General features: G+C 64.8%; 29 protein-coding genes and 1 pseudogene. 14 read left to right on the plus strand and 16 right to left on the minus strand.

What is annotated here, in order from left to right; all coding sequences use genetic code 11:
* Window positions 1–608 (plus strand): DUF6118 family protein (locus tag B2V90_RS18025; protein WP_293922646.1); only part of this gene is annotated, 608 nt, incomplete at its 5' end.
* Window positions 609–611: 3 nt separating this feature from the next.
* Here the strand turns inward: B2V90_RS18025 and lgt are convergent.
* Genes lgt through B2V90_RS18060 form a run of 7 tightly spaced genes read right to left on the minus strand, consistent with a single transcriptional unit; the run spans window position 612 to window position 4718 of the window.
* Window positions 612–1487 carry a prolipoprotein diacylglyceryl transferase gene (lgt, locus tag B2V90_RS18030; RefSeq protein ID WP_007016079.1) on the minus strand — a complete coding sequence of 292 codons (876 nt, stop codon included), beginning with the start codon at window positions 1485–1487 and terminating at the stop codon, window positions 612–614.
* Window positions 1488–1533: 46 nt separating this feature from the next.
* Window positions 1534–1920 (minus strand): rhodanese-like domain-containing protein, encoded by a 387-nt coding sequence (locus tag B2V90_RS18035; protein WP_004213269.1) that lies wholly within the window; start codon window positions 1918–1920, stop codon window positions 1534–1536.
* 36 nt (window positions 1921–1956) lie between these two features.
* Window positions 1957–2706: an MBL fold metallo-hydrolase gene (locus B2V90_RS18040; protein ID WP_007016078.1), complete on the minus strand. Its 750-nt coding sequence runs from the start codon at window positions 2704–2706 to the stop codon at window positions 1957–1959.
* Window positions 2707–2725: 19 nt separating this feature from the next.
* A complete protein-coding gene (locus B2V90_RS18045) occupies window positions 2726–3505 on the minus strand; it encodes a sulfite exporter TauE/SafE family protein (RefSeq protein ID WP_004213267.1) in 780 nt (259 codons plus the stop codon).
* Window positions 3502–3945: a DUF6691 family protein gene (locus B2V90_RS18050; RefSeq protein ID WP_004213266.1), complete on the minus strand. Its 444-nt coding sequence runs from the start codon at window positions 3943–3945 to the stop codon at window positions 3502–3504. The genes B2V90_RS18045 and B2V90_RS18050 overlap by 4 nt, the downstream gene beginning before the upstream one ends.
* Window positions 3946–3948: 3 nt before the next feature.
* Window positions 3949–4374 (minus strand): YeeE/YedE family protein, encoded by a 426-nt coding sequence (locus B2V90_RS18055; protein ID WP_004213265.1) that lies wholly within the window; start codon window positions 4372–4374, stop codon window positions 3949–3951.
* 2 nt (window positions 4375–4376) lie between these two features.
* Window positions 4377–4718 carry an ArsR/SmtB family transcription factor gene (locus tag B2V90_RS18060; RefSeq protein ID WP_004213264.1) on the minus strand — a complete coding sequence of 114 codons (342 nt, stop codon included), beginning with the start codon at window positions 4716–4718 and terminating at the stop codon, window positions 4377–4379.
* A 311-nt stretch (window positions 4719–5029) separates the two neighbouring features.
* Here B2V90_RS18060 and B2V90_RS18065 point away from each other — a divergent pair.
* The 3 genes and pseudogenes from B2V90_RS18065 to B2V90_RS18075 all read left to right on the plus strand — a co-directional run.
* Window positions 5030–5413: pseudogene (locus B2V90_RS18065) on the plus strand (multicopper oxidase domain-containing protein); the annotation flags it as partial.
* Window positions 5414–5527: 114 nt separating this feature from the next.
* Window positions 5528–6394: a multicopper oxidase family protein gene (locus tag B2V90_RS18070; RefSeq protein WP_293922780.1), complete on the plus strand. Its 867-nt coding sequence runs from the start codon at window positions 5528–5530 to the stop codon at window positions 6392–6394.
* 27 nt (window positions 6395–6421) lie between these two features.
* Window positions 6422–7006, plus strand: coding sequence for a DsrE family protein (locus B2V90_RS18075; RefSeq protein ID WP_293922652.1), 585 nt, complete (start codon window positions 6422–6424; stop codon window positions 7004–7006).
* Window positions 7007–7022: 16 nt separating this feature from the next.
* Here the strand turns inward: B2V90_RS18075 and B2V90_RS18080 are convergent, their stop codons facing one another.
* On the minus strand, window positions 7023–7244 hold the full coding sequence (locus B2V90_RS18080; protein WP_004213258.1) for a GDCCVxC domain-containing (seleno)protein: 222 nt from the start codon (window positions 7242–7244) through the stop codon (window positions 7023–7025).
* Window positions 7244–7660: a mercuric transporter MerT family protein gene (locus B2V90_RS18085; RefSeq protein WP_004213257.1), complete on the minus strand. Its 417-nt coding sequence runs from the start codon at window positions 7658–7660 to the stop codon at window positions 7244–7246. Before B2V90_RS18085 ends, B2V90_RS18080 begins: the two co-directional genes overlap by 1 nt.
* A 63-nt stretch (window positions 7661–7723) precedes the next feature.
* On the opposite strand from B2V90_RS18085, the gene B2V90_RS18090 reads away from it, so the two are divergent.
* Together B2V90_RS18090 and B2V90_RS18095 are read left to right on the plus strand one after the other, a co-directional pair.
* The gene (locus tag B2V90_RS18090) at window positions 7724–8140 is read left to right on the plus strand and encodes a MerR family transcriptional regulator (protein WP_021224446.1); all 417 of its coding nucleotides are present in this window, start codon (window positions 7724–7726) and stop codon (window positions 8138–8140) included.
* A gap of 94 nt (window positions 8141–8234) precedes the next feature.
* Window positions 8235–9659, plus strand: a complete 1425-nt coding sequence (locus tag B2V90_RS18095; protein ID WP_021224445.1) for a transposase — start codon at window positions 8235–8237, stop codon at window positions 9657–9659.
* Between the two features lie 6 nt (window positions 9660–9665).
* On the opposite strand, the gene B2V90_RS18100 is transcribed toward B2V90_RS18095, so the two are convergent.
* Window positions 9666–10232 (minus strand): recombinase family protein, encoded by a 567-nt coding sequence (locus tag B2V90_RS18100; RefSeq protein ID WP_004212894.1) that lies wholly within the window; start codon window positions 10230–10232, stop codon window positions 9666–9668.
* A 232-nt stretch (window positions 10233–10464) separates the two neighbouring features.
* Between B2V90_RS18100 and B2V90_RS18105 the strand changes: the two genes are divergently transcribed.
* The 8 genes from B2V90_RS18105 (at window position 10465) to B2V90_RS18140 (ending at window position 17727) form a co-directional block, all read left to right on the plus strand.
* Window positions 10465–10830, plus strand: coding sequence for a DUF305 domain-containing protein (locus B2V90_RS18105; RefSeq protein ID WP_021224444.1), 366 nt, complete (start codon window positions 10465–10467; stop codon window positions 10828–10830).
* A 1-nt stretch (window position 10831) separates the two neighbouring features.
* The gene (locus B2V90_RS18110) at window positions 10832–12271 is read left to right on the plus strand and encodes a YncE family protein (RefSeq protein WP_021224443.1); all 1440 of its coding nucleotides are present in this window, start codon (window positions 10832–10834) and stop codon (window positions 12269–12271) included.
* A 1-nt stretch (window position 12272) separates the two neighbouring features.
* On the plus strand, window positions 12273–12782 hold the full coding sequence (locus tag B2V90_RS18115) for an RNA polymerase sigma factor (protein WP_021224442.1): 510 nt from the start codon (window positions 12273–12275) through the stop codon (window positions 12780–12782).
* On the plus strand, window positions 12779–13549 hold the full coding sequence (locus B2V90_RS18120; protein ID WP_021224441.1) for an anti-sigma factor family protein: 771 nt from the start codon (window positions 12779–12781) through the stop codon (window positions 13547–13549). Before B2V90_RS18115 ends, B2V90_RS18120 begins: the two co-directional genes overlap by 4 nt.
* A 337-nt stretch (window positions 13550–13886) precedes the next feature.
* Complete coding sequence (locus B2V90_RS18125) at window positions 13887–14759, plus strand: LysR family transcriptional regulator (protein ID WP_021224438.1); 873 nt, start codon at window positions 13887–13889, stop codon at window positions 14757–14759.
* Entirely contained in the window at window positions 14756–15907 is a 1152-nt protein-coding gene (locus tag B2V90_RS18130; RefSeq protein ID WP_021224437.1) for a TDT family transporter, read from the plus strand. The genes B2V90_RS18125 and B2V90_RS18130 overlap by 4 nt, the downstream gene beginning before the upstream one ends.
* Before the next feature lie 89 nt (window positions 15908–15996).
* On the plus strand, window positions 15997–17232 hold the full coding sequence (locus B2V90_RS18135) for a molybdopterin-dependent oxidoreductase (protein WP_021224436.1): 1236 nt from the start codon (window positions 15997–15999) through the stop codon (window positions 17230–17232).
* A gap of 12 nt (window positions 17233–17244) precedes the next feature.
* Window positions 17245–17727 (plus strand): c-type cytochrome, encoded by a 483-nt coding sequence (locus B2V90_RS18140; RefSeq protein WP_021224435.1) that lies wholly within the window; start codon window positions 17245–17247, stop codon window positions 17725–17727.
* Window positions 17728–17857: 130 nt separating this feature from the next.
* Here B2V90_RS18140 and B2V90_RS18145 read toward each other — a convergent pair whose 3' ends face one another.
* Genes B2V90_RS18145 through B2V90_RS18170 form a run of 6 tightly spaced genes read right to left on the minus strand, consistent with a single transcriptional unit; the run spans window position 17858 to window position 22974 of the window.
* A complete protein-coding gene (locus B2V90_RS18145; RefSeq protein WP_004212886.1) occupies window positions 17858–20359 on the minus strand; it encodes a heavy metal translocating P-type ATPase in 2502 nt (833 codons plus the stop codon).
* Window positions 20356–20964, minus strand: a complete 609-nt coding sequence (locus B2V90_RS18150; RefSeq protein ID WP_004212885.1) for a cation transporter — start codon at window positions 20962–20964, stop codon at window positions 20356–20358. Before B2V90_RS18150 ends, B2V90_RS18145 begins: the two co-directional genes overlap by 4 nt.
* Entirely contained in the window at window positions 20961–21647 is a 687-nt protein-coding gene (locus B2V90_RS18155) for a ZIP family metal transporter (protein WP_004212882.1), read from the minus strand. Before B2V90_RS18155 ends, B2V90_RS18150 begins: the two co-directional genes overlap by 4 nt.
* A 3-nt stretch (window positions 21648–21650) precedes the next feature.
* On the minus strand, window positions 21651–22064 hold the full coding sequence (locus B2V90_RS18160) for a hypothetical protein (RefSeq protein WP_004212881.1): 414 nt from the start codon (window positions 22062–22064) through the stop codon (window positions 21651–21653).
* Between the two features lie 47 nt (window positions 22065–22111).
* On the minus strand, window positions 22112–22489 hold the full coding sequence (locus B2V90_RS18165; protein WP_009824022.1) for a hypothetical protein: 378 nt from the start codon (window positions 22487–22489) through the stop codon (window positions 22112–22114).
* Window positions 22486–22974: an SRPBCC domain-containing protein gene (locus B2V90_RS18170; RefSeq protein ID WP_013849881.1), complete on the minus strand. Its 489-nt coding sequence runs from the start codon at window positions 22972–22974 to the stop codon at window positions 22486–22488. The genes B2V90_RS18165 and B2V90_RS18170 overlap by 4 nt, the downstream gene beginning before the upstream one ends.
* Window positions 22975–23024: the final 50 nt, after the last annotated feature.

Here is a 23024-nt window from a genome sequence, read left to right on the forward strand (position 1 = left end):
CCCCTCCCGCAAACGCCCCCTATAGCGAGACGCTGGCGGGCATGGTGCAGAAGATCGACGCCACCTTGCAGCGCGCCGACGCGCTGGTGACGGCAGCCAGGGACGGAGCAACGCCGCGTCACGTTGTTGACCGGATCGTAGCGGCAGGCGGTGACGCCCGCGCCGAGGACCGGCGGACGATCGCGACCGCAGCCGCAGAGCTGAAGGATGCAACTCGGGCGCTTCAGGGCGTCACCGCATCGGCGCGGCGGGGCTACGAGCAGAACCGCTGGTTGATGTGGACGGCGATCGGCGGAGTGGTGCTCGGCATGGTGCTTTGGGCGGCGTTCGCCGGCGTCGTCGCGCGTGCCGTGCCGGCGAGCTGGCAATGGCCGGAAAAGATGGCGGCGCGAGCGCTCGACCTGTCAATGTGGGAAGGCGGGCAGCGGATGATGCAGGCCGCCTCGCCCACCGCGTTCCGCGCGATCATAGCGGCCGACAGGATGGTGTTGGCCAATCGCGAAACGATCGAAGGGTGCAGCAAGGCCGCAGCCCGAACGCGCGAGACGGTGCGATGCACAATCAAAGTTGGTGCTAGCCTTGAGGAGCAGCAGGATAGCGACCGCTAGTTCCTATTCACTGCAACTCGATTTTGGCATGATTGCTGGCTCACTTTTTACTGATTTGCCCTGCTGGTTGCGCGAGCCGGCGCGCCAAGCTGCGACTATCAAATAGATACCTGCGGCAATCATCGGCACGGTGAGCCACTGACCCATATGAAGCCCTGTTCTGGCTGTGAAGCCGACAAGCTGGGCATCCGGCTCCCGGAAGAATTCGACAATGAAGCGAGCGAGCCCATAGCCAAGAAGGAACACGCCGACGAGCATGCCAGGGCGACGTCGGGCGTTGGTAAACCAGAAAAGGCACGCGAGCACGGCAAACAAGACCAGTCCTTCCAGCCCGGCTTCGTAGAGCTGGCTCGGGTGACGCGCGAGGCCATCGCGACTTCCGGGGAACACAATCGCCCAAGGCACATCGGTGGGCTTTCCCCAAAGCTCACCATTCACGAAATTAGCGAGGCGGCCGAAGAACAGGCCGATCGGCACGGTGCAGGCGACATAATCATGGACCCGCAGCCATTCGAGGCCGTGTCGTCGCGCGAACAGGATCAGCGCGAGCGAGACGCCAGCTGCACCCCCGTGGAACGACATGCCGCCGTCCCACAGCTTGAGGATTTGCAGGGGGTCGAAGATCATCTCAGGACCGTAAAAGATCACATAGCCGAGACGGCCACCGAGGATAACGCCCAACGTCGCGTAGAACACGAGATCGTCGGCTTGTGCGCGGTTCATCGGGGCCGCTGGTTGGGCCAGCAGCCGCAGCAGATACCACCACCCGGCAATGATGCCGGCGATATAGGCCAGCGAGTACCAGCGGATGTCGAGCGGGCCTATGGAGATGGCTATCGGGCTCAATCCGAGGCTGGCGAATGCGATATGGCTATCCAAGGATTGTATCCTGCCTGCGAGAAGCGGCGCTCGAGCGCGCCATGGGTTATTCCGGTGCGATTGAAGCGCCGGCATCCTTGAGCGCCGCAAACCCGCCGGGGACGTGGGCGACATTCTCCACGCCCATCTCCTTGAGTGATTTTGCGGCCAGCGCCGAGCGGGCGCCGGACCCACAATAGAGCACCAACCGCGATCCACTGGCGAGTTTGGCATTGTGGGTGGGGCTTTCAGGATCGACCTGGAATTCCAGAAGGCCACGCGGGACATGCACCGCACCAGCCACCAGCCCCGATTTTGCGACTTCCCCTGGCTCGCGGATGTCAACGAACTGGACCTTGGGATTGCCGACAAGTTTGGCTGCATCGTCAGGCGCGATAGTTTCGACAATCGCATTCGCTTCGGAAACGAGTTGTTTCGAGGTGCGTGTTGGCATCGACTTTCTCCTGTAAATGAACCTGTATCGGATGGCTCAGCCCTGCTCGGACTTGCCGCCTATCTGGCGCAGCATTTCCGGCAAATCTGTCGGGCAATCACCGCAAAGCTTGTTTGCCGGAACGGCAACGTCGATCTTCTTTGGGTAGGGAAGATCGAGAGCGGCCATGATCGCGACGAATTCCTGAACGGTCTTGCCCGCAAGGCGCGGGTTCCGTTCACGCTCCTGCGCCACTGTCGTGATGTGGCGATGATTGTAGTCGTGAGCCGGGTAGATCAGACCATCGCCCGGCAGCGTGAAAATCTTCTGCGTGACGGAGTGATAAAGGGTGGCGGCGTCACCGTTTTGGAAGTCGGTGCGGCCACAGCCGTCGATTAGCAGGGCGTCGCCGGTGAAGGCGCGAAGACCATCGGGCTGCTCAACCAGGTAGGTATGGTGGGCGTCGGTGTGCCCCGGCGTAAACAGCGGCTGAAGCTTGAGCGCGCCGACAGTCAAAGGCTGGTCCTCGGCGACCCCCACGTCAGCACAGGGAAGGCCGTCCATGGCGGGGTACGCGATCTTGGAGCCGGTAAGGCTGCGCAGATAGCAGGCCGATGTGACGTGGTCCGCATGCACATGCGTCTCCAACGTATAAGCCAGTTCGAGATCCAGTTCCTGAAGCGCGGCAAGGTCGCGTTCGATCGTTTCGAGGACAGGATCGATCAGGACGGCTTTGCGCGTCTCCGGGCAACCGAGGAGGTAGGTGTAGGTCGAGGACTCCGGCTCGAACAACTGACGAAAGATCATGATCGGTCTCCAATGGTGTCTAGCCGCCGATCCCGCCCAGGCTGCGGAACAGCATGTAGGCGGCCACGGCCAGCAGGACGAAAGCGAAGATGCGGGTGAGCAAGCCCTTATGATCGGCGAGCCGGATGGCGGTTTGCATGCCGGCGACGCCGCCAGCGACCCCGCCAGCGATGAAGAAGCCGGCCACGCGCCAATCCACGAGTCCTGACAGGGCATAGTTGAGGGCTGTCGCCGATCCGAACGTTCCCACCGAAAACAGCGACGATCCGACCGCGTTGAGGATGGGCATGCCGCTGCCGAGCATGATGCCGGGCACAATCAGGAAGCCGCCGCCGATGCCGAAGAACCCTGACAGGAGGCCGGCGAGAAGGCCGATCGCCACGAGCCGCACAGCGATGGGGCGCGTGATCCGCACGCCCGGGTCGCCGCCGCCGGATTTGCCGCGCAGCATGGAAACCCCCACCACGATCATCACGCCTGCGAACAGCACCAGGAGATGCTGACCCGCCACCATCTTGCCCAGGGTGGAGCCGATCAGGGCGCCTATGACGCCCGATGCCCCGAAGACGAGGGCGCAGGGCCACTTCACGGTTCCGGCCCGGGCGTGCTGGATCAGGTTGGCGAAGGCATTGGCGGCCACCGCCAGCGCGCTCGTGCCGATCGCGACGTGCGGGTCCTTCATGCCCACGACATACAGCAGCAACGGCAGGGCAAGGATCGAGCCGCCGCCGCCGATCACCCCGAGGGTAAAGCCGACGACGACACCGGATATGAGCGTGAGGATGTCGACCGGCGTCATGGGTTTGCCCCGGGCCTGGCTGCGCGATAACGTTCCTGAAGGGCGAAGACGCCCATGCCCGCCAGCATCGCCACGACGAACACCAGCGCCGCCGGCGCTCCGAGGCTCAGGGCGACCAGGGCCGGACCAGGGCAGTAGCCGACGAGGCCCCATCCGACGCCGAACAAAGCCGCGCCCGAGAGAAGCTTCTTGTCCAGGGACCGGGACGATGGCCCATTGAACGCCGGTGCGAAAAGCGGAGCATCGCGCCTTCGGCCGAGTGCAAATCCCAACGCTGAAACCATGACGGCCGAGGCCAGCACCAAGGCAAGGCTCGGGTCCCACGACGGCGCGGCGACATCAAGAAACGCCAGAACCTTGCTGGGGGCTATCATGGCGGAGACGATCAGGCCGAAGCCGAAAATGAGCCCCGAGGCGAGCGCGATGAGCAGCTTCCTCATTGCTCAGAGTCCGATGACGTGTCGGGCGACGTACACAGTCGCGGCCGCTGTGATGAGGAAGACGCCTGTCGCGGCGAGCGAGCGGGGCGAGAGCCTCGCTATTCCGCAGACGCCATGCCCGCTGGTGCAACCACTCCCGAGCCGAGTCCCAAATCCCACCAGAAGGCCGGCTGCGATCACGACGGCGACTGGGGCCGGCGACGTGAGGTCCGGTAGCAGGCCGCCCGCCGCCCGGTAGAGCAAGGGCGCGGCGAGCAGGCCGACCAGGAATGTTGCGCGCCAGGCCATCTCGCCGCGGACAGGCGCAAGCACCCCGCCGACGATGCCGCTGATTCCAGCGATGCGCCCATTGGCGATCCACAGGAAGGAAGCCGAGAGGCCGATTAGCGCGCCGCCCACGATGGCCGAGAATGGGGTGAAACCCTCCATCGTCAGGATTCTCTGCTCTCAGCTTCGTCACCGGCGCAAAAGAGTGCGTAGAGTTCCGTCAGGATCGGCAGCACGCGCTCGGACGTGATGCGGTAGAATATCGTCGTTTTCTCCCGCCGTGTTCCGACCAGGCCTTCGTCGCGCAGCGTGGCCAGATGGCGGGACAAATTCGACTGTGTCAGTCCGAGGCGTTCGCCCAGATCGGTTACCGACAACTCCCCGCCGAGCAGGCTGCACAGGATCATCAGACGGTGCCGGCTCGCAAGCGAACGGAGGAACGCTTCCGCTTCGCCGGCCTTTTCCTCCAGAAGCTCCGGAGACATTTTAACGAGGGAAGGTGGCACAGTTGCTCCAAACATCTTATATGTAGCATATATGATGGAGTGGTGTTCGATCAAGCGCCAGCTAGGAGGTTCCCCCCGTGAGCTACTATTTCGCCAAGCCATCGAGGCTCCTTCGAAGCGCCGGAGTGCGAGGTAACCCCATGCTGATCGACCAGGCTGTCCGTATCGCTTCCGAGCTGCGCTGCACGCTGGGACAGATTTAGATGCTCGATCGACGTTCGCTGTTGGCTGGCGGAGCGGCATTGTTCGCAACCACCGCTTGCTCGCGCTCCACGCCGGGCCTCGGCGGGGGAGGTGCAAACCCGCTTCCGATGCCGCCGCTGTTGGACGCACGGCCTGGCCGCTCATTCGCGCTACGGGTCCAGTCCGGAACGACTTCATTTTATCCAGGCCGGCCGAGTGACACGCTCGGGTATAATGGCAGCTATCTCGGACCGACGATCAGGGTGCGCCGTGGCGACGACGTGGCGGCTGTCGTGACCAACGGGCTCAACGCGGACACGACTGTGCATTGGCACGGGCTTCTGATCCCCGGAGAGCTGGATGGCGGCCCCCATCAGATCATCGCGCCGGGCGCGACCTGGCGGCCCACGCTCCCGATCCGGCAGCCCGCAGCGACCCTCCTTTATCACTCACACGTCCATGGGTTGACGGCCGAGCAAGTCTATTCGGGCCTGGCTGGGGCGTTGCTGGTAACCGACGACGAAGAGCAGGGCCTGGGGCTCCCGTCAGAATATGGCGTGGACGATCTGCCCCTGCTCATCCAGGATCGCCAGTTCGAAAATGGTCGCCTTGTCATGCCAGGCGGCATGATGGTCGCCATGCAGGGCCGGCGCGGCGACACGATCCTTGTGAACGGCGCGGTGAATCCGCTGGCGGCGGTGCCAAATCGGTTGGTTCGCCTGCGGCTCGTCAACGCATCGAACGCGCGGATTTATGAGCTGTCGTTTTCCGATCGGCGGAGCTTTCACTGGATCGGAACCGAAGGGGGGCTGCTCGAACACGCAGTGGCATTGGAAGCCATAACCTTGGCGCCGGGCCAACGTGCCGAGCTTCTCGTGGACTTCACGGACGGTAGGTCCGCCTCGCTGGTGACGGCGGCTGATACCAACAGCTCGATGATGGGCGGCATGGGTATGATGGGGCGTGGCGCCCGAAGGACCGATGCCGCGGCACCAGCGACCGTGCTGCGGTTTGAACCACGGCCGTTGGGACAGGCTCGTGCCAGCGGCGTCGTGCCGACCCTTCTGGCATCACGAACTGGGCCCGACGCCAGCAAGGCGGTGCGCCGTCGCCGTCTGAGCCTCAACATGGGCATGGGCGGCATGATGGGCTCAGGAAGCGGCGGTGGCGGCCTTACGATCAATGGCAAGCCATTCGACATGAATCGCATCGATGAGACGGTGAAGCTAGGCTCCACCGAAATATGGGAGGTGTCTGGCGAAATGATGCGCCACCCGATCCATATTCACGGCGTCCACTTTGATGTTCTCACCCGCGGTGGCGGGCAGCCCGATGTTCTCGACCAGGGGCCGCGCGACACGGTCCTCGTCAAGGAACCGGTGGAGCTTCTCATCCGATTTGATCAGCCGGCCAAGAGCGCTCCCTTCATGTATCACTGCCATATCCTTGAACATGAGGATAATGGAATGATGGGCCAGTTCAGTGTTGCGTAGGCGTAGGCTCCCACTTCTGGAGAGTTTATGCAGCGCCTACCGTCCAACAGGAGAGCAAGGTTGCCAAAAAGAGCTTTCGCCACATTTCTGCTCGCGGCAACGATGCTGACCGGCGGCACCTCGCTAGCTGCACAGGATAATCTGGTTTATCCCGTAATACCGGGATTTGGCGGGATCGTGGCCGTGCCCAGTGCTGCCGAGCGGCCCGATCCCAAGCTTCGCTACCGCGTCTTGTTCAATGTCACCAAGGCCGCAAGCTCTCCCAACAAAGTGAATCCCAGCCTTGAGAAGGTCGCGCGCTTCGTGAACCTGCTAGGCGCGGACAAGGTCCATCCGGCTGGTGACATCGCCGTCATCATTCATGGTCCCGCGACCCCGCTCGTCCTGCAGAACGCGCCATATGCGGCGCGTATGAAGGTAGCGGCCAACCCGAACGCTGCGCTGATTGCCGCTCTCCAGAAAGCCGGTGTTTCAATCCGCGTTTGCAGTCAGGCCATGGTCGGAAATGAGATCATGCCGAACCAAGTGGCTTCGGGCGTTGAGATCGATGATTCGGCGCTTACAACCTTGGCGAATCTACAAATCCGGGGTTACGCGCTCATCCCGGATTGAAAGGTGCGATACCCCCTCACCCGCAGCAGCCCGCCACGGTCCCGTTCGCCTTCGCCTCCTGAATCGGAGGGCATGGGACATCGCCGAACGAGCAGAACACGCAGCAGTCGCCGGCCAGGGGCCGCAGCACCGCCGCGCAATGTCGGCAATCATAGAAGAACTGGCAGGCGTTGGTGGGCATCGTCTCGGTCGCGACACCGCCGCACTCGGGACAGGTCAGCGTGGAGGTGAGCTGCATCAGGAAAGCGCCTTTATAAGCGGCGCTTCAATGCGATCCCATATCAGCGCGGTCAGCGTCAGGGTCGTGCCGATCGTGAGCATGATCGGAGTTGCGCGGGACGGTAGGGTCACGGTGCAGGACCGATCCGCAGCGCAGGTCCTCCGACGCCGCACATACGCCCACCACCCGGCAGCCAGGCCGACGAGGGAAAGCGCCGTCAGGGCCCAGCGCAGAGGCATCAGCGCGGCGAAGGTGCTCGACAGGCCCGCCCCCACGCCCAGCGCCGCCAGCGCGAGCGGCAAGACGCAGCAGGATGCGGCGGCTAGGACCGCGCCGAAGCTCGCCAGCGCACCCAGGGCGGATAGCCCCGCGTCGGCGCGGCGTGGCGATGCGGAAGCGGCCAGGGTTTCGTGCGGCAAAATCCTTTTATTCATCAGTCGTCTCCGGCGGAATAACCCCCTAATGCCTCCTGTAGCGGCTACAGGAGCAAGCGAATTATGAGGGATGAGAAAGGCCTAGCTATCGGCGAGTTGTCGCGCCGAACCGGCGTGAACATCGAGACGATCCGCTATTTCGAGCGCGTCGGCATTGTGGCGACCCCACCCCGCACGAGCGGGGGCCGGCGAGTATATGGGGCCGGCCACGTCCGCGTCCTTGGATTCATCCGTGGCGCGCGTGAACTCGGCTTCACCCCGGCCGAGGTGCGCGCGATCCTGTCACTTGGCGGTCCCGCGCAGGCGTCGTGCAGTGAGGTCCGCGAGATCGCGGCCCACCACCTGGAGCGGGTTCGCGCGAAAATGGCAGACCTAGCGCAACTCGAAAGCCTGCTTGCCACGACGATCGACCGTTGCGAGGGCGACGGGGCGGCGAGTTGTGCCGTGATCGAATTGCTTGACCAATATACAACCACTTAGGTGTCAAAACCGGTCGGGGCTGTTGAAAAAAGGCCGGGTGATCCGATCGCGTTCCTAACGGGTTCCCTGCTTCGACACATCGGGAGCAGCGGCCATGATGGGTGAGCAACAGCGAGGCGGCAAGGGCGCAAGCTGGCGGGCGCTGGGAGCGATGATCCCCGCCGATCATATGCTGCACAGGATAGACGGGCTGATCGACCTGGGTGAACTGCGCGATGCGCTCGCGCCGCACTACAGTTGCCGTGGGCGTCCCTCGATCGCGCCTGAATTGCTGGTCCGCATGGCGCTGATCGCTCGCCTCTATGGCATCACGTCGGAGCGCCGTCTGTGTGAGGAAGTCCGCTTCAACCTCGCCTATCGCTGGTTCTGCCGATTGCCGCTCAACGCGCCGGTGCCGCACCACTCGACGTTTAGCAAGAACCGGCATGGCCGCTTCCGCGATGCTAGCATCTTCCGCATCCTGTTCGAGCAGACGGTGCGGCGCTGCGCCGATGCGGGGCTGATCGCCCACAAGGATGCCGCAATCGATGCATCGTTCGTCGCGGCCGATGCAAGCTGGCAGCGCAAGATGCGGGACGCCGACATGGCCGCGCCCCGGCTTCCCCGCCCGGTTTGTGAATGGCTGGCGGATCAGGCCAATGCTCCACCGCAGGAACATGGCGTACCGCGTGGCAAACCGGCCGAGGTGTCACGCACCGATCCGGCGTCGGCATGGTCGGCGCGCACGGCGCGGGGCCGGTTCGGCTATGCCTTCAATGTCCTGATTGACACGCCGGGAGGGGTGGCGATCGACGTGGAGGCCAGTCCCGCCCGCTTCGCCGCGGAAGTCGATGCGGGGCGGACCATGCTGGCACGGGCCGACAATCGGTTCGGCTATCGGCCAAAGCGTGTCGCGGCCGACACCGCCTATGGCAGCGCTGCGTTCCTGGCGTTCGTCACCGATCGCGGCACCATCCCGCATATCCCGGTGCTGGAACGATCCGAACAGACCAAGGGCAAATTCCCCCGCGAAGCCTTCCGCTATGAGCGGGAGCAGGACCGCTATGTCTGCCCCGCTGGGAAGATACTGCCCTTTCGCGGTGCCGATCGTCGGGCGGGCTTTCTCCGATACAGCGCCAGTCCTGCCGATTGCCGCGCCTGTCACCTCAAACGGAAATGCACCGCAGGCAGCAACAGGTCGGTCACGCACAGCGAATATGAGGACGTGCGTGAGATGGTGCGCGGCGAGATGCAGACGCCGCTATTCAAGCGGTCGATGCGGCTGCGCCGGGGTGTCGAGCGGGTGTTCGCCGATGCCAAAGGCAAGCGAGGGCTGACCCGCCTGCACCTTCGCGGACTGCGCGGTGCCGAAGAAGAGTTTCTGTTGGGCGCGGCCATTGCCAATCTCGTGCTGTTAGCCCGCACCGACGCAAGACCGGCCCGGAACCGTCGCCCGCCCCCGGTGCCGGAACGCATCGAGCGCATGGCCCGGATCAGCCGTGGCCGGTTCGAGCAATCCTACTACGCGACGATCTTCTGACGCCGGTTAGCCGGGTTCGCGCTCGGCCGCAGGGAAGTGGCGATAGAAGGTAGAACGGCCGACCTGGAGCAGCTTCGCGACCTTCGCCGGTTTGTCGCCAGCCTTGAGCAGCTTGCGGGCGGTATCGAGCATGTCAGGCGTCATGACCGACTTGCGGCCTCCGCCCGTGCCGCCCTTGGCCCGTGCCGCTGCCAAACCGGCAATCGTCCGTTCCTTTATCAGTTCGCGCTCCATCTCCGCGACAGAAGCGAGGATATGGAACAGCAGACGGCCCGATGGGGTTGCCGTGTCGAACCCGTCCGTCAGGGACCGGAAATCAATCTTCCGAGCGGACAAGTCCGCCGCCAGTTCGATCAGGCCCCCGATCGATCGGCCAAGGCGATCGAGCTTCCATATCACCAGCGTGTCACCGGCCCGCACGAAATTGAGAGCTTCGGTCAGACCGGGACGGTTCAGCTTCGCGCCGCTCACCTTGTCGGTGAACAGCTTTTCACAGCCAGCCTTGGTCAGCGCATCGGTTTGTAGCGTCAGGTCCTGGTCGGAGGTCGAGACACGCGCATAACCAACCAGCATGAGTCCCGTTATCCCATCTCAAACAGCGAATTTCGGGACTCATATTTCGGGAACATATTTTGGGAAAGCCCCGGCGGGCATACAGCGGATTTTTGTGTCGGTCACGGTCGTCCCGTTGGAGGTTCCCAATCGGGAAGGCTGATAACCGGCTCACCCATGGAATAAACCCGGACGAGCGTCGTCTATGCTTTCAGGACTGATGCGCCGGAGGCTTATGCGTAGACGATATTGGATGCTCGGTCTGACTGCTTCGGCCCTGCTCACAGGCGCAGTCGCGGCCGCCCCTGCCGGTGGTTACGCCAGCATGGTGGCTGCCGCGATGGACCGGATGATGGCGGGCATGATGGTCAAGCCGTCCGGCAACGTCGACCGCGACTTCGTCACGATGATGCTCCCGCATCATCAGGGTGCGATCGATATGGCAGTGGCGGAGCTGCGCTACGGCCATAACGAGCAGCTCAAGCGCATCGCGCAGGAGATCATCATCGATCAGCAGCAGGAGATTGCCGCTATGAAGTTGGCGATCGGTCAGCCGCTACCGCCTTCGACGCCGGCCCCGACGCAGGGCGGCGACCACCACAGCCCTATGGAGCACTGACATGATCCGGACCATCCTGCGCTCGGCCGCCTTGCTGATGAGCGCCGCACCGGGCCTCGCCATGGCGCAGCAGGCGCCGTGGAACGCCAAGGACATGCCCGTCAGCCACCGCGACCGCGTCTATGCGTCCGAACAATTCTCCAACACGGTGTCGGTGACGGACCCTGCCGACAACCGGCTGCTCGGCGTCATCAAGCTCGGCGATCCGCAGCCGATGAACTTCTCCCCGCTCTACAAGGGACAAGTGCTGGTCCACGGCCTGGGCTTCTCGCCGGACGGGAAGACCTTGGCGGTCGTGTCGATCGGATCGAATGCCGTGTCGTGGATCGACACCGCCACCAACACGGTCAAACACACGACCTATGTCGGGCGCAGTCCGCACGAGGCGTTCTTCACGCCGGACGGAAAGGAGGTCTGGGTCACCGTTCGCGGCGAGGACTATATCGCCGTGCTCGATCCCGCGACGTACAAGGAAACCGGCCGCATCAAGACGCCCGGTGGTCCGGGTATGACGATCTTCTCGCCCGATGGGCGATACGGCTATGTCTGTTCCTCGTTCAATCCGGTGCTGGCCGTGTTCGATGTCGCAACCCACGCACAGGTCGGACAGGTGGCGCAGCCGAGCCCATTCTGCCCCAACATCGCCGCGACGCCGGACGGCAAGCAGGCGTGGTTTACGCTAAAGGACATCGGCAAGACGGTCGCATTCGATGCCAGGCCACCCTTCACAATCCTCAAGGTGCTGGATACCGGGCCGATCACCAATCACGTCAACTTCGCCCGCACGGCCAAGGGGCAGTTCGCCTATGTGACGGTCGGCGGGGAGAATGCGGTGAAGGTGTTCCGCACGTCCGACTTCACGCTGGTGGCAACCATTCCAGTCGGCAAGATGCCGCACGGTGTCTGGCCGTCCGGCGACGGTCGGCGCATCTATGTCGGGCTGGAGAATGCCGATGAGCTGGCCGCGATCGACACCGCTGGCAACACGGTCGTCGCTACCGTGCCGGTCGGACAGGCACCGCAGGCGATCGCCTATGTGCCGAACGCTGTTCCGACAGGCCCCGGCACCGACAATCTCCAGCCGCTCGGCACGGCCGGCAAGGCGTTGCATCTGACTATGGGGCCGATCGGCGGCAAGGGTGCGGCAAGCAGCATCACCCTCTTCGACCAAGGCATCATTCAGGTCGTGCAGAGTGCCGTTACCGGTTTGCAGCCCAAGAAGCCCTACATGCTCGTGCTGACCGCCAACGCGGATGGTAGCGGCGCTGTAGAGCCGCTTGCCAACTTCATGAGCAACCCGGCGGGTGCGGCGATCGTCAACGCGTCGGGTCCGATCCGGCAGATCGTTCAAGGCAGCACCGCGACGCCCCGCCGTTTTCTGGCGGTCGCTGAGGTGGTGAACGGCGCGCCGGGACGCATCGTGCAGGTACAGCGCGACTGACATGGACCCGCTTGCCGCCGCGATCGAGCCCCTGATCCCCGGTCTGCGCCGCTATGCCCGGTCGTGGTTGCGCGATCGGGCAATGGCAGATGACGTGGTGCAGGATTGTCTCGAGCGCGCGGTCGGGCGCTGGCGACAACGACGCGGGGCGGAGGTGCGCCCATGGGTCTATACGATCCTGCACAATCTGTTGGTCGACCATCAGCGGCAGCATAGCCGGCGAGGCACAGCGGTTCCGCTCCACCTCGTGGACGACGCCACGCTCGGCCGTCCGGCCGATCAGGAAACAGGCCTACACCACCGCGACCTGCTGCGCGCCCTTGATGCGTTGCCCGAGGAGCAGCGAACGGTGCTGCTCCTCGTATCGGTCGAGGGCCTGCCCTATGCGGAGGTCGCTGCCGTTGTCGGCGTGCCGCTGGGCACGGTGATGTCGCGCATATCCCGGGCGCGCGACCGACTGGCGACCCTCCTCCGGGAGGGTGAACGGCCGCGATTGAGGAGCGTGCAATGACCAGCCCGATCGGCGAGGACGATCTGGCCGCATGGATCGATGGCAGGCTGTCGCCCGAGCGGCAGCGCCTGGTCGACGCCTATCTTGAAGGCCAGCCGGACCTGCATGCCCGTTTGCGGGAACAGGCGGAGCAGGCGCGAGCCCTTGCATCCCTGTTTGCCCCGATCGCGGATGAACCGATCCCGGCGACGATGCGCGTCGCAGCCATCAGGGGGCGGCAACGTCAGCCGCGATGGCAATTCGCCATCGCCGCGTCACTTCTGCTGGCGGTCGGGTTTGGCGGTGGTTGGTCGAGCGCGAAGTGGAGCGGTGAACCCCGCGCAGGCATCGCGGCGCTGGCCAACGAGGCGAGTGACAATTTCCGTGTCTATGCCGCCGACCGGATACGACCGGCGGAGATCGGTCCGGATCAGCGCGCCATGCTGATCCGATGGACCTCCGCCCGTTTGGGTGAGCGCGTCACCATCCCGGACCTCAGCACAGCCGGCTATCGCTATGGTGGGGGGCGACTGGTCGCGACGCCTCACGGCCCTGCGGCACTGCTCCTCTACGACGGACCGCAAGCGTCGAAACTCGCGGTGCTGACGAGGCCTATGCAGATCGACAAGACTGCGAGCATGACCAGCACGTCCAGCGGGACCATGGGCCGGGTCACATGGGCAGTCGACGGGATCGGCTATAGTGTGGTGGGCGAGCGGCCTGCGGCCGAGCTGCATCCGATTGCCGATGAAGTCCGGCGGCAGGCCGATGCGGCGCTGGTGTCCTGATAGCGCCCTTGCTGCTCCTCAGCGCCGACAGGCACCGGGCGGGCCAGCGCGATCAGGGCTTGCGCTCGGCATCCTTCCTGGCGGCCTCGGCCGGCGTCAGGCGGGCTCGCTCGCGGATGTGGCGTTCCAGCGGCGCGCCGACGAACAGGACGAGCATCGCAAGGATCACCCCGCCAGTGATGAGCGGTCATGGACGATCAAACGTCGCAGGCCCGCCTAACGCTCCAAGTCTTCGAGACCATCGCAGACGAAAGGCTGCCGATCATTCCGATATCCAGATTGGAATGACCATATCAAACGGTTGGTCGTATCGATCTAAGTACGCGATATATGCTGCATGACCCTGGAGCAGCTCAGAATCTTCGTCGGTGTCGCGGAGCGCGAACACGTCACCAAGGCAGCGGAGGTGCTGAACGTCACGCAGTCCGCTGCCTCCGGCGCGATTGCTGCCCTCGAAGCGCGCTACGGGGTTCCTCTGTTTCACCGCGTCGGGCGTGGCATCCAGCTGACCGAAGCAGGCCGCGGCTTTCTGGAGGAAGCGCGCGCGGTGCTGGGGCGGGCAGCGCATGCCGAGACGATGCTGGCGGACTATGCCGGGCTTGCCCGTGGTTCATTGCGGATCGTCGCCAGCCAGACGATCGCGAGCTACTGGTTGCCGGCAAAGCTAGCCGCCTTCCACGAACGCCACCCGCAGATCGCGGTCGAACTGGCGATCGACAACACCGAAGGTGCGGCAGCGCAGGTCCTGAGCGGCGCGGCGGAGCTCGGTTTCGTCGAGGGCGAGGTGGACGAACCGGCGCTCGCCCACTGGCATGTCGGGCGTGATCCGATGGTGCTGGTCGGCCGCGAGGACACCGGGCGCGTCGACGAGGACTGGCTGCGCACTGAACGCTGGATCGTCCGTGAGCTGGGATCGGGTACGCGCTCGACCTTCGAGGACGTGCTGCGAACGCGCGGGTTTGATCCGGCCCAGCTGACGATAGCGATGACGCTGCCGTCCAACGAGGCGGTGCGCACCGCCGTCGAGGCGGGTGCCGGCGTTGCCGTCTTGTCGCGATTGGTCGTCGCGCGCGCGCTCAAGGCCGGTGACCTTGTCGAGCTGCCGCTCGGGCTGCCCGACCGCGCCTTTCACGCGCTGCGCCACAAGGAACGCTATCGCACCCGCGCGGCCGACGCGCTGACGGACCTCATCAAGGAGCAGGTCGCATGACTGCCGACACGCACTCCGTTCTCAGCGGCCTCAAGCCGCTCAGCCGGCTCGATCATCCCCGCGAGATGATTCGTCAGTTCACGCCCAACTGGTTCGCCGCGACGATGGGCACCGGTATCCTCGCGCTCGCGCTGCCGCAGGTGCCCGGCATCGGGCCTTCGCTTAAACCCGTCGGCGAGGTGTTGTGGTTCTTCAATATCGCACTCTTCGCGCTGTTCGCCGGCCTTTATGGCGCGCGCTGGGTGATGTTCGGGCACGAGGCGCGGCGCATCTTCGGGCATAACACCGTGTCGATGTTCATCGGCACCATCCCGATGGGCCTCGCGACGATCATCAACGGCTGCCTCGCCTTCGGCATCGCACGGTTCGGGAATGGCATCGTACCGGTCGCACACGTCCTGTGGTGGATCGACGCCGCCATGTCGCTCGCCTGTGGCGTGCTGATCCCGTACATGATGTTCACCCGTCACGAGCACAGCCTGGACGGCATGACCGCGGTATGGTTGCTGCCGGTCGTCGCTGCCGAAGTGGCGGGCGCCAGCGGCGGGCTGCTCGCGCCGCATCTGGCCGATCCTCACGCGCAGCTCGTCACGCTTGCGACCTCCTATGTGCTGTGGGCCTATTCGGTGCCGGTCGCGTTCGGCATCCTCGCCATCCTCATCCTGCGCATGGCGCTCCACAAACTGCCGCAGGAGAGCATGGCGGCGTCCTCCTGGCTGGCGCTGGGACCGATCGGCACGGGTGCTCTGGGCATGCTGGTGCTCGGGGCGGACGCGCCGGCTATCCTCGCGGCGCACGGGCTGGCCGGTATCGGTGCCGTCGCGCAAGGGATCGGCGTTGTGGCCGGACTCTGCCTGTGGGGCTTCGGCCTGTGGTGGCTGGCGCTCGCGACGCTCATCACCATCCGCTACTGGCGCGCCGGCGTCCCGTTCAACCTGGGCTGGTGGGGCTATACCTTTCCGCTCGGCGTCTACACCGTCGCCACCTTACGCCTAGGCACGACGCTGAACCTCGGTTTCTTCGGTTTCGTCGGCACGGTGCTGACAGTCGCGCTTGCGGCGATGTGGCTGCTCGTCGGCGCCAAGACGCTGGCCGGCGCATGGCGCGGCAACCTGTTCGTCTCACCCTGCATCGCCACCCCGAACTGATCCGCCATGATGATCGGATCAGTCGGTCCGATCACTTGCGAAACGCCCCTTCGATCCGCCAGCGTGGCTGGCCACAGGAGAGCCTTGTCATGGACAATTTCGACGCCGAACTGGCGAGTGAGACCAGCCGTCGCCGCTTTCTCAGGCATGCCGCGCTCGGTACCGCCGGCCTTGCCGCCGCGCCGGCACTGGCGCAGCAGCTCGTCGACCTGAAGCTGCCTGGCGGCAATGCCGAACGGCCGATGACCAGCGCCTTTCCCGGCAAGGGCAGCATGATCCTCCAGCGTGTCCATCCGCCCTTGCTGGAAACGCCGATGGACGTGTTCGACAAGTCGGTGTTCACGCCCAACGACCAGTTCTTCGTCCGCTGGCACTGGGCCGACATCCCGACCTCGATCGATGTCGAGACTTTCCGCCTCAACGTCTTCGGCCACGTCAACCGACCGCTGTCGATCAGCCTCGCCCAGCTGCTGCGCCTGCCGCGGGTCGAGATGGCGGCGGTCAACCAATGCTCGGGAAACAGCCGTGGGCTGTTCCAGCCACGTGTTGCCGGCGCGCAATGGGGCAACGGCGCGATGGGCAATGCCAAATGGCTCGGTGTGCGCCTGCGCGACGTGCTCGACCTCGCCGGGGTCAAGACAGGCGCGGTGCAGGTGCGCTTCGGTGCGCTCGATCAACCGGTCGTGGCGGGCGCCCCTGACTTTGAGAAGGCGCTCGACATCGACCATGCCCGCGACGGCGAAGTGATGATCGCCTTCGGCATGAACGGCGAGCAGCTGCCGCTCCTCAATGGCTTTCCCTGCCGGCTGATCGTGCCGGGCTGGTACTCGACCTATTGGGTCAAGATGCTGAACTCGATCGAGGTACTGCCCGGCCCCGACGACCAGTATTGGATGGCCAAGGCCTACAAGATCCCCGCGACGCCGGGCGCGAATGTCGCGCCCGGCGCCAGAGACTTCCCGACTGTCCCCATCAACCGCATGATCCCGCGCAGCTGGATGACCAGCCTGCCCGATGGCCAGACGATAGCCTATGAGGCATCGATCCCGGTCGGCGGCATCGCGATGGGCGGCGACTGCGGCGTCGCCAAGGTCGATGTATCGTCGGACGGAGGCCGCACCTGGTACAGGACGACGCTCGGAGCGGACGAGGGCAGGTACAGCTTCCGTCGGTGGGATGGTCGCGTGCCGCTGCGACGCGGTGCCAACCCGATCATGGTGCGCTGCTGGAACACCAACGGTGTCGCCCAGCCGATGAAGCCGATCTGGAACCCGGGCGGGTTCATGCGCGGCAATATCGAGACCACCACCATCATCGCGGCCTGAGGAGCGAGTAGCATGAAGACCCCGTCTCCCGGCATCATGGCCGCTGGCCTGATCGGCCTGACCGGCATTATCCTCGTCTCGATCGGGGCGCCGAGCAGCCGCAAGGCGCCTGCCCCGATCTCCGAGACATCCGAGCCGGCACCGCCCACCAGCGTCTCAGCCCGCGGCTTTTCGCTCGCCTCGACCAGCGTCGACCTGCCGGTCGATGACGCTACCTACCCCGATGGTCCGCACGCCGACGTCATCAACGCCAACTGCACTTCGTGCCACTCGGCCAGCATGGCGCTAACTCAGCCTGCGCTATCGGCGGACCAGTGGAAGGCGACCGTCACCAAGATGCGTGAGGTGTACAAGGCGCCGGTGGCCGAGAAGGACGTTGACGCGATCGTTGCTTATCTCACCGCTATGCCGAGCCAGAAAGCGGCACCCGCAACCGGCAAGGCACAGGATCCCGACCCCAAGGTGGCTCCTGATGTCTCAGGTGGAACCGGATAAGCAAACCTCTCGCATAATCTAAAAAGGCGATTTCGACAGACGATCGGCAGCCTTCAGTAGGACTTTTTCAACAGCCACGGCCGCTTGCTCTCGGCAAGCGTGCCGTCGAGGTCGAAGGCGATCAGCCACTTCATGCCGCCTTCCCTGCCGGATCGCGGTAGGCGAGCAGCCTGAGCGCATTGATGACGACGAGCAGCGTCGATCCCTCATGAACCGCCACCGCTGGCCCAATGCCGAGGCCGAGGATGGTAGCAGGCACCAGGAAGGCGACGACACCCAGGCTGACGAAGACGTTCTGCCGGATGATTCCACGGGTATGGCGGCTAAGACCGACTGCGAATGGCAGGTGCGCCAGATCGTCGGCCATCAGCGCCACGTCGGCTGTCTCCAGCGCAACGTCCGACCCCGCCGCGCCCATCGCGATGCCGACCGTGGCGCTTGCCATCGCCGGCGCATCGTTCACGCCGTCGCCCACCATCGCGACCTTGTCTTCGCCGGCGAGCTTCTTGATCGCGGCAACCTTGTCTTCGGGCATGAGGTCGCCCCACGCTTCGTCGATCCCGACTTCGTCGGCGATCGCTTCGGCGACTTTCTGGTGATCGCCGGAGATCATTATCATCCGCGACACGCCCATCTCGTGCAGCCGACGCAACGCGGTCTTGGCAGCTTCGCGAGGCGTGTCCATCAGGCCGATCGCGCCCAGGTCGCGGTCCCCCTTGCGGACCACCATTGTCGTGCGGCCGTTCTCGCGCAGCTTCGCGATTGCGTCCTGCGCGCCCTGCCCCAGCGCCGGAATGCCCTCACTTCCGAACATCTCGGCCTTGCCGATCCACACCGTCTCGCCATCCACGCTCGCGGTGACGCCCCGACCGGTCAGGCTCTTGAGGTCGCCGGCAGTCGGCACGGCACGATCGTTCAGACGTTCGCGGCCGTCCTTGACGATCGCTTGGGCCAGGGGATGGTCGCTCAACGCTTCGACGGCGACAGCCAGCGCCAGCAACTCGCCTTCATCGGCGCCATCGACGGGCACGACATCAGTGATGCGCGGACGACCTTCGGTCAGCGTGCCCGTCTTGTCGAAAGCGATCGCTTTGAGCGACCCGAGGTTTTCGAGCGGTGCACCGCCCTTCACGAGCACGCCGCCCCGCGCTGCACGGGCAACGCCCGACAGGACCGCGCTCGGCGTTGCGATCGCGAGCGCGCACGGGCTTGCCGCCACCAGCACCGCCATCGCGCGATAGAAGCTGTCGCGGAACGGCTCGTCGACGACCACCCATGCGAACAGCAGGAGCACTGACAGGACCAGGACGGCGGGCACGAAGATCCGTTCGAACCGGTCGGTGAAGCGCTGCGTCGGCGACTTCTGCGTCTCCGCTTCGCTCACCATCTTCACGACCTTGGCAAGCGCGCTTTCATTGGAACGGCGTGTCACCTCGATCTCGATCGCGCCGCCGCCGTTGATCGTACCAGCAAAAACCCGGCTTTCCGCGTCGACTGCATCGGGCTTGGCGCGTGCCGCTGCGGCATCTGCAACCGGCACCTTGTCGACCGGGATGCTTTCACCCGTGACCGGGGCCTGGTTGATCGCGCTGGTGCCCTTGATGACGAAGCCGTCGGCAGGCAGGCGCTCGTTCGGGCGGACGATGGCAATGTCCCCGACGACCATCTGCTCGACCGGGATTTCGCTGGTCTGCCCGCCGCGTCGCACGGTCGCGGTTTCGGGCGCGAGCTTCGCCAGCGCCTCGATCGCCTTCTTGGCGCGGCCCATTGCATAATGCTCAAGCGCATGGCCGAGGCTGAACAGGAACAGCAGCAGCGCACCTTCGGCCCATGCGCCCAGCGCAGCGGCGCCGGCCGCAGCGACCAACATCAGCGTGTCGATCTCGAACTTCTTCATCCGGAGGTTGTCGATCGCCTCGCGCAGCGTGAAGAATCCGCCGAAGAAATAGGCTGCGATATAGCAGGCGGTCGGCAGCCATTCGGGCGCGCCAGCGACCAGCCTCTCGATCGCGTAGCCGATCCCCAGCAGCGCGCCACAGGCGAGCGCGAAGATCAGCTCGGTATTGGGGCCGAGAAATTCGGCGTGGCTATGGTCGTGGCCATCGCCGGGGCCGTGCTTCTCTTCGCCCGCGCCGTGGCCCCCGGGGCCGTGGTCGTGGCCGGCATGTTCATCGGCAGCGACCCGCTTGCCCACCCTCACCTTCAGCTTGCGAAGCGCAGCGCGCACCTCCTCTTCGGTGGTTTCGCGGCGATCATATTCGACCCGGACAGACCCGCTGGTGCTGGCGCTTGCCTGGACCACGCCGGGCAAGGCGCACAGCGCATCGCTGACCGTGCGCGCCCGACGTTCGTGGTTGATCCCCGTCACCTGCCAGATCGCATGGCCGTAGCGCTCGGTGATTTCGGCACCTGCGGCGCGCACCATTTCGCGCAACCGTGGCAGCGGCAGCTTGGCGGCATCGAAATGGATGCACAGCGCCGCTGGCGTGTTGCCGTCGAGACAGATCACATGCGCCCGCTCGACACCTTCGCGCTTTGACAGGGTTGATACGAGACGGTCCAGGCAGGCATCGGCCGCGTCAGGAAGGTCCGGCAACAACACTGGAATGTCGAGTTCGAGCTTGTCGTTCATGACGACCTCCTTTCGCTTTTCTTGGTTTCGGCGCGCGCGTCGCGCAGGATTTCGACACCGCCCTTGATGGCGATGATGGCGGTGGCGAAGCCGACCAGCAGGTCCGGCCAATTGGTACCCAACCACAGCACCAGCACGCCGGCGATCAGGATGCCGCCGTTGGAAATGAAGTCGTTGAAGCTGAAGGTGGTTGCGGCCCGGAGATTGACGTCCGGATCCTTGAGGCGCTGGAGCAGCCGCAGGCAGAGGTAATTCACGACGCCGGCGATCGCGGACATGACCATCATGGTAGGTCCGATGGGCTCGCTGCCCTGCACGTAGCGCCGTCCGACATCGATCAAGATGCCGCCCGCGAAGATCAGCAGCATGACGCCCGAAGCGACCGCGGCGCGTGTCTTCCATGTCTGGCCCCGGGTGAGCGCCACAAGGCTCAGCGCATACACAGCCGTATCGGACAGGTTGTCGACGCCGTTGGCGATCAGCGCGCTCGAGTCCGCGAAGAAGCCGGAAACGAAGAAGCCCGCAGCGATCGCCGCGTTCAGCAGCAGGACGATCCACAGTGTGCGGCGCTCCTGCCCGCCATTGTTGTCGTTGCCCGGGATCATCCCATCATCTCCTCAAGTGTCAGCAGGGCCAGGAAGCCGACGAAAAACATCGAGCTGATGAGCGGGGTGTCGGGTTTCTCGTGCGCCTCGACCAGCAACTCCTCCGTGACGAGGTAGAGCAGCGCCATCAGCCCGAAGCTGAGGAAGCCGGCGATCATCACCGGCGACAGCGCGGCGACCGGCACGGCAGCGAGCGCGCCGATCGGCAGCAGCAGGGCCAATGCCGAGACGATCACGATGATGCGCAAGCGCGAGCGATAGGTTTCCGCCAGCTCGTCGGTCAGCGTCAGTCCCAGAAATAACACTTCCAGAGTGAGCGCGATCGTCAGCAGGAGACCTGCCTTCTCGCCCGCCACGAAAGCGAGGCCGAGCACCAGGCCGTCGACCAGAATGTCGATGCCGATCGCGGCGAGTAGCGCCATCGGCCCCTTGAAGCGGGCCTCAAGAGCCTTGAGCCCCAGCATGGTCGCGACGCCCGCCGCCCCGCCGATCAACGTCGCGCTGGGCGATGCCTCATGCTTGACCTGCGGCAGGATTTCGGTCGCTGCCGCCGCGAACACGACGCCGGCAGCGAGATGCTGTAGGCCCGCCACGAGGCCAGGTTTCAACTTGGTGCGGCTCGCGACAATCGCGCCGAGCACGACCGCCAGCACAGGCGCAAGCGTATAGAGCAGTGCCTGCATTTCCTAGGACTCCTCCGGGGTTCGGTGGCAGACGCGGATCTTCCCGCGTCGCGTGAACGCGATCGATCCGCCCGCCACGACAGCCCGCGAATGGTCGCCGCGAAACTCGTCACCGGTTCGCTGCGCGCGCAGGATCTCGGTCCTGCCCTTCGGCAGCCAGGTGACGGCCATTTTCAAGCCGTCATCGATGAAGTCGACATCGGCGCGTGTGCCGTCGTCGCAGTACATGATGCGCTGCGCGATTAGTTTCGACGTCAGATGCTTTTCATGCGCCGGCTCGGTAGGCTGGGTCGGCGCTGGATTACACGCCCCTATAACCGCCCCGGAGACGAGAACGACGCCGAGGCGCGCGATCGCCAGACCGGCCCGATTCAGGCCGCACAAGGTTGTCACATTTGAAATCGACGTGTCAGACATCGGTCTCTTCCGACGAAGCGCCCTGTGGCGTTCGAAGGCAGGGCAGTTCATCGCGTGCCTTCCTGCTCGCAGATCCGGGTACGGCCATCGCCTTCCACGATGGTGAGCTGCGACCCCTTGAAGGTCGCGGTGGCTGTTTCGCCGACATATTGCAGGCCCTGCGCTGGCGCGGTCAGCATCATCGGCGGTCCCCCGTTGGAGCGCCGCAAATCGATCTGCAGGCCGTTGTCCTTGTAATCGACGAACAGCGGTTCCCCGTCGGAACAGCGATATCTATGCCGCCCCATTTCCCCGGTCGCCACGGCGCTGTCGGACGAATGGATCTGCTGCTCCGTTGGCGGGGCTGGCGGCTTTCTTTCCGAGCACGCCGCGAGCCCGACAACGAGGATGACGGCGGGCAGCACCCGCTTACAGTGCATCATCATCGCGCCTTCCTCCTGCAGCGGAAGGGGACGCGCTGACGATTGATAGCCCGGGCAGGCTGACCTACCCGCCAGCGGAGATAGGTTGCGAGGCGATCGTCAGATTCGACCATCAGGGATCGCAGGCGGCGCAACATCATCGCCGCGAACGGCAGGGAGAGCGCCCCGCGCAGCGTGCAGCTATGCGTTAGCCTGGTGCCGCCATCGTCCCCCGCCAGCTCGTACCGCTCTTCGAGCGTGAACAGATAGGGGATGCCGCAGGACCAAGCGAAGGCGTGCGGTTTATCGAATCGATCAATCCGTGCTGGCGTCCGAATTGGCCGGGTGATGCCCTGGATCGCAAAGGTGCATTCTGTGTCGCCGAGCCGGGACGGATCATCGAGAAATACGAGCGGACTCCACGCCCGGCGATGATCCGGATCGGTGAGTGCCGACCAGATGCGCAGTGGCCCGCCGTGAAGCATCGAGCTGGTTATGGTGCGAGGCATATCCCCATCTCCCAGAGATGGGCGGGGCGATCGCGGATCGCCCCGCCCAT

It is taken from the genome of Sphingobium sp. UBA5915, from assembly GCF_002431195.1.
In the GTDB taxonomy this organism is placed as follows: domain Bacteria; phylum Pseudomonadota; class Alphaproteobacteria; order Sphingomonadales; family Sphingomonadaceae; genus Sphingobium; species Sphingobium soli.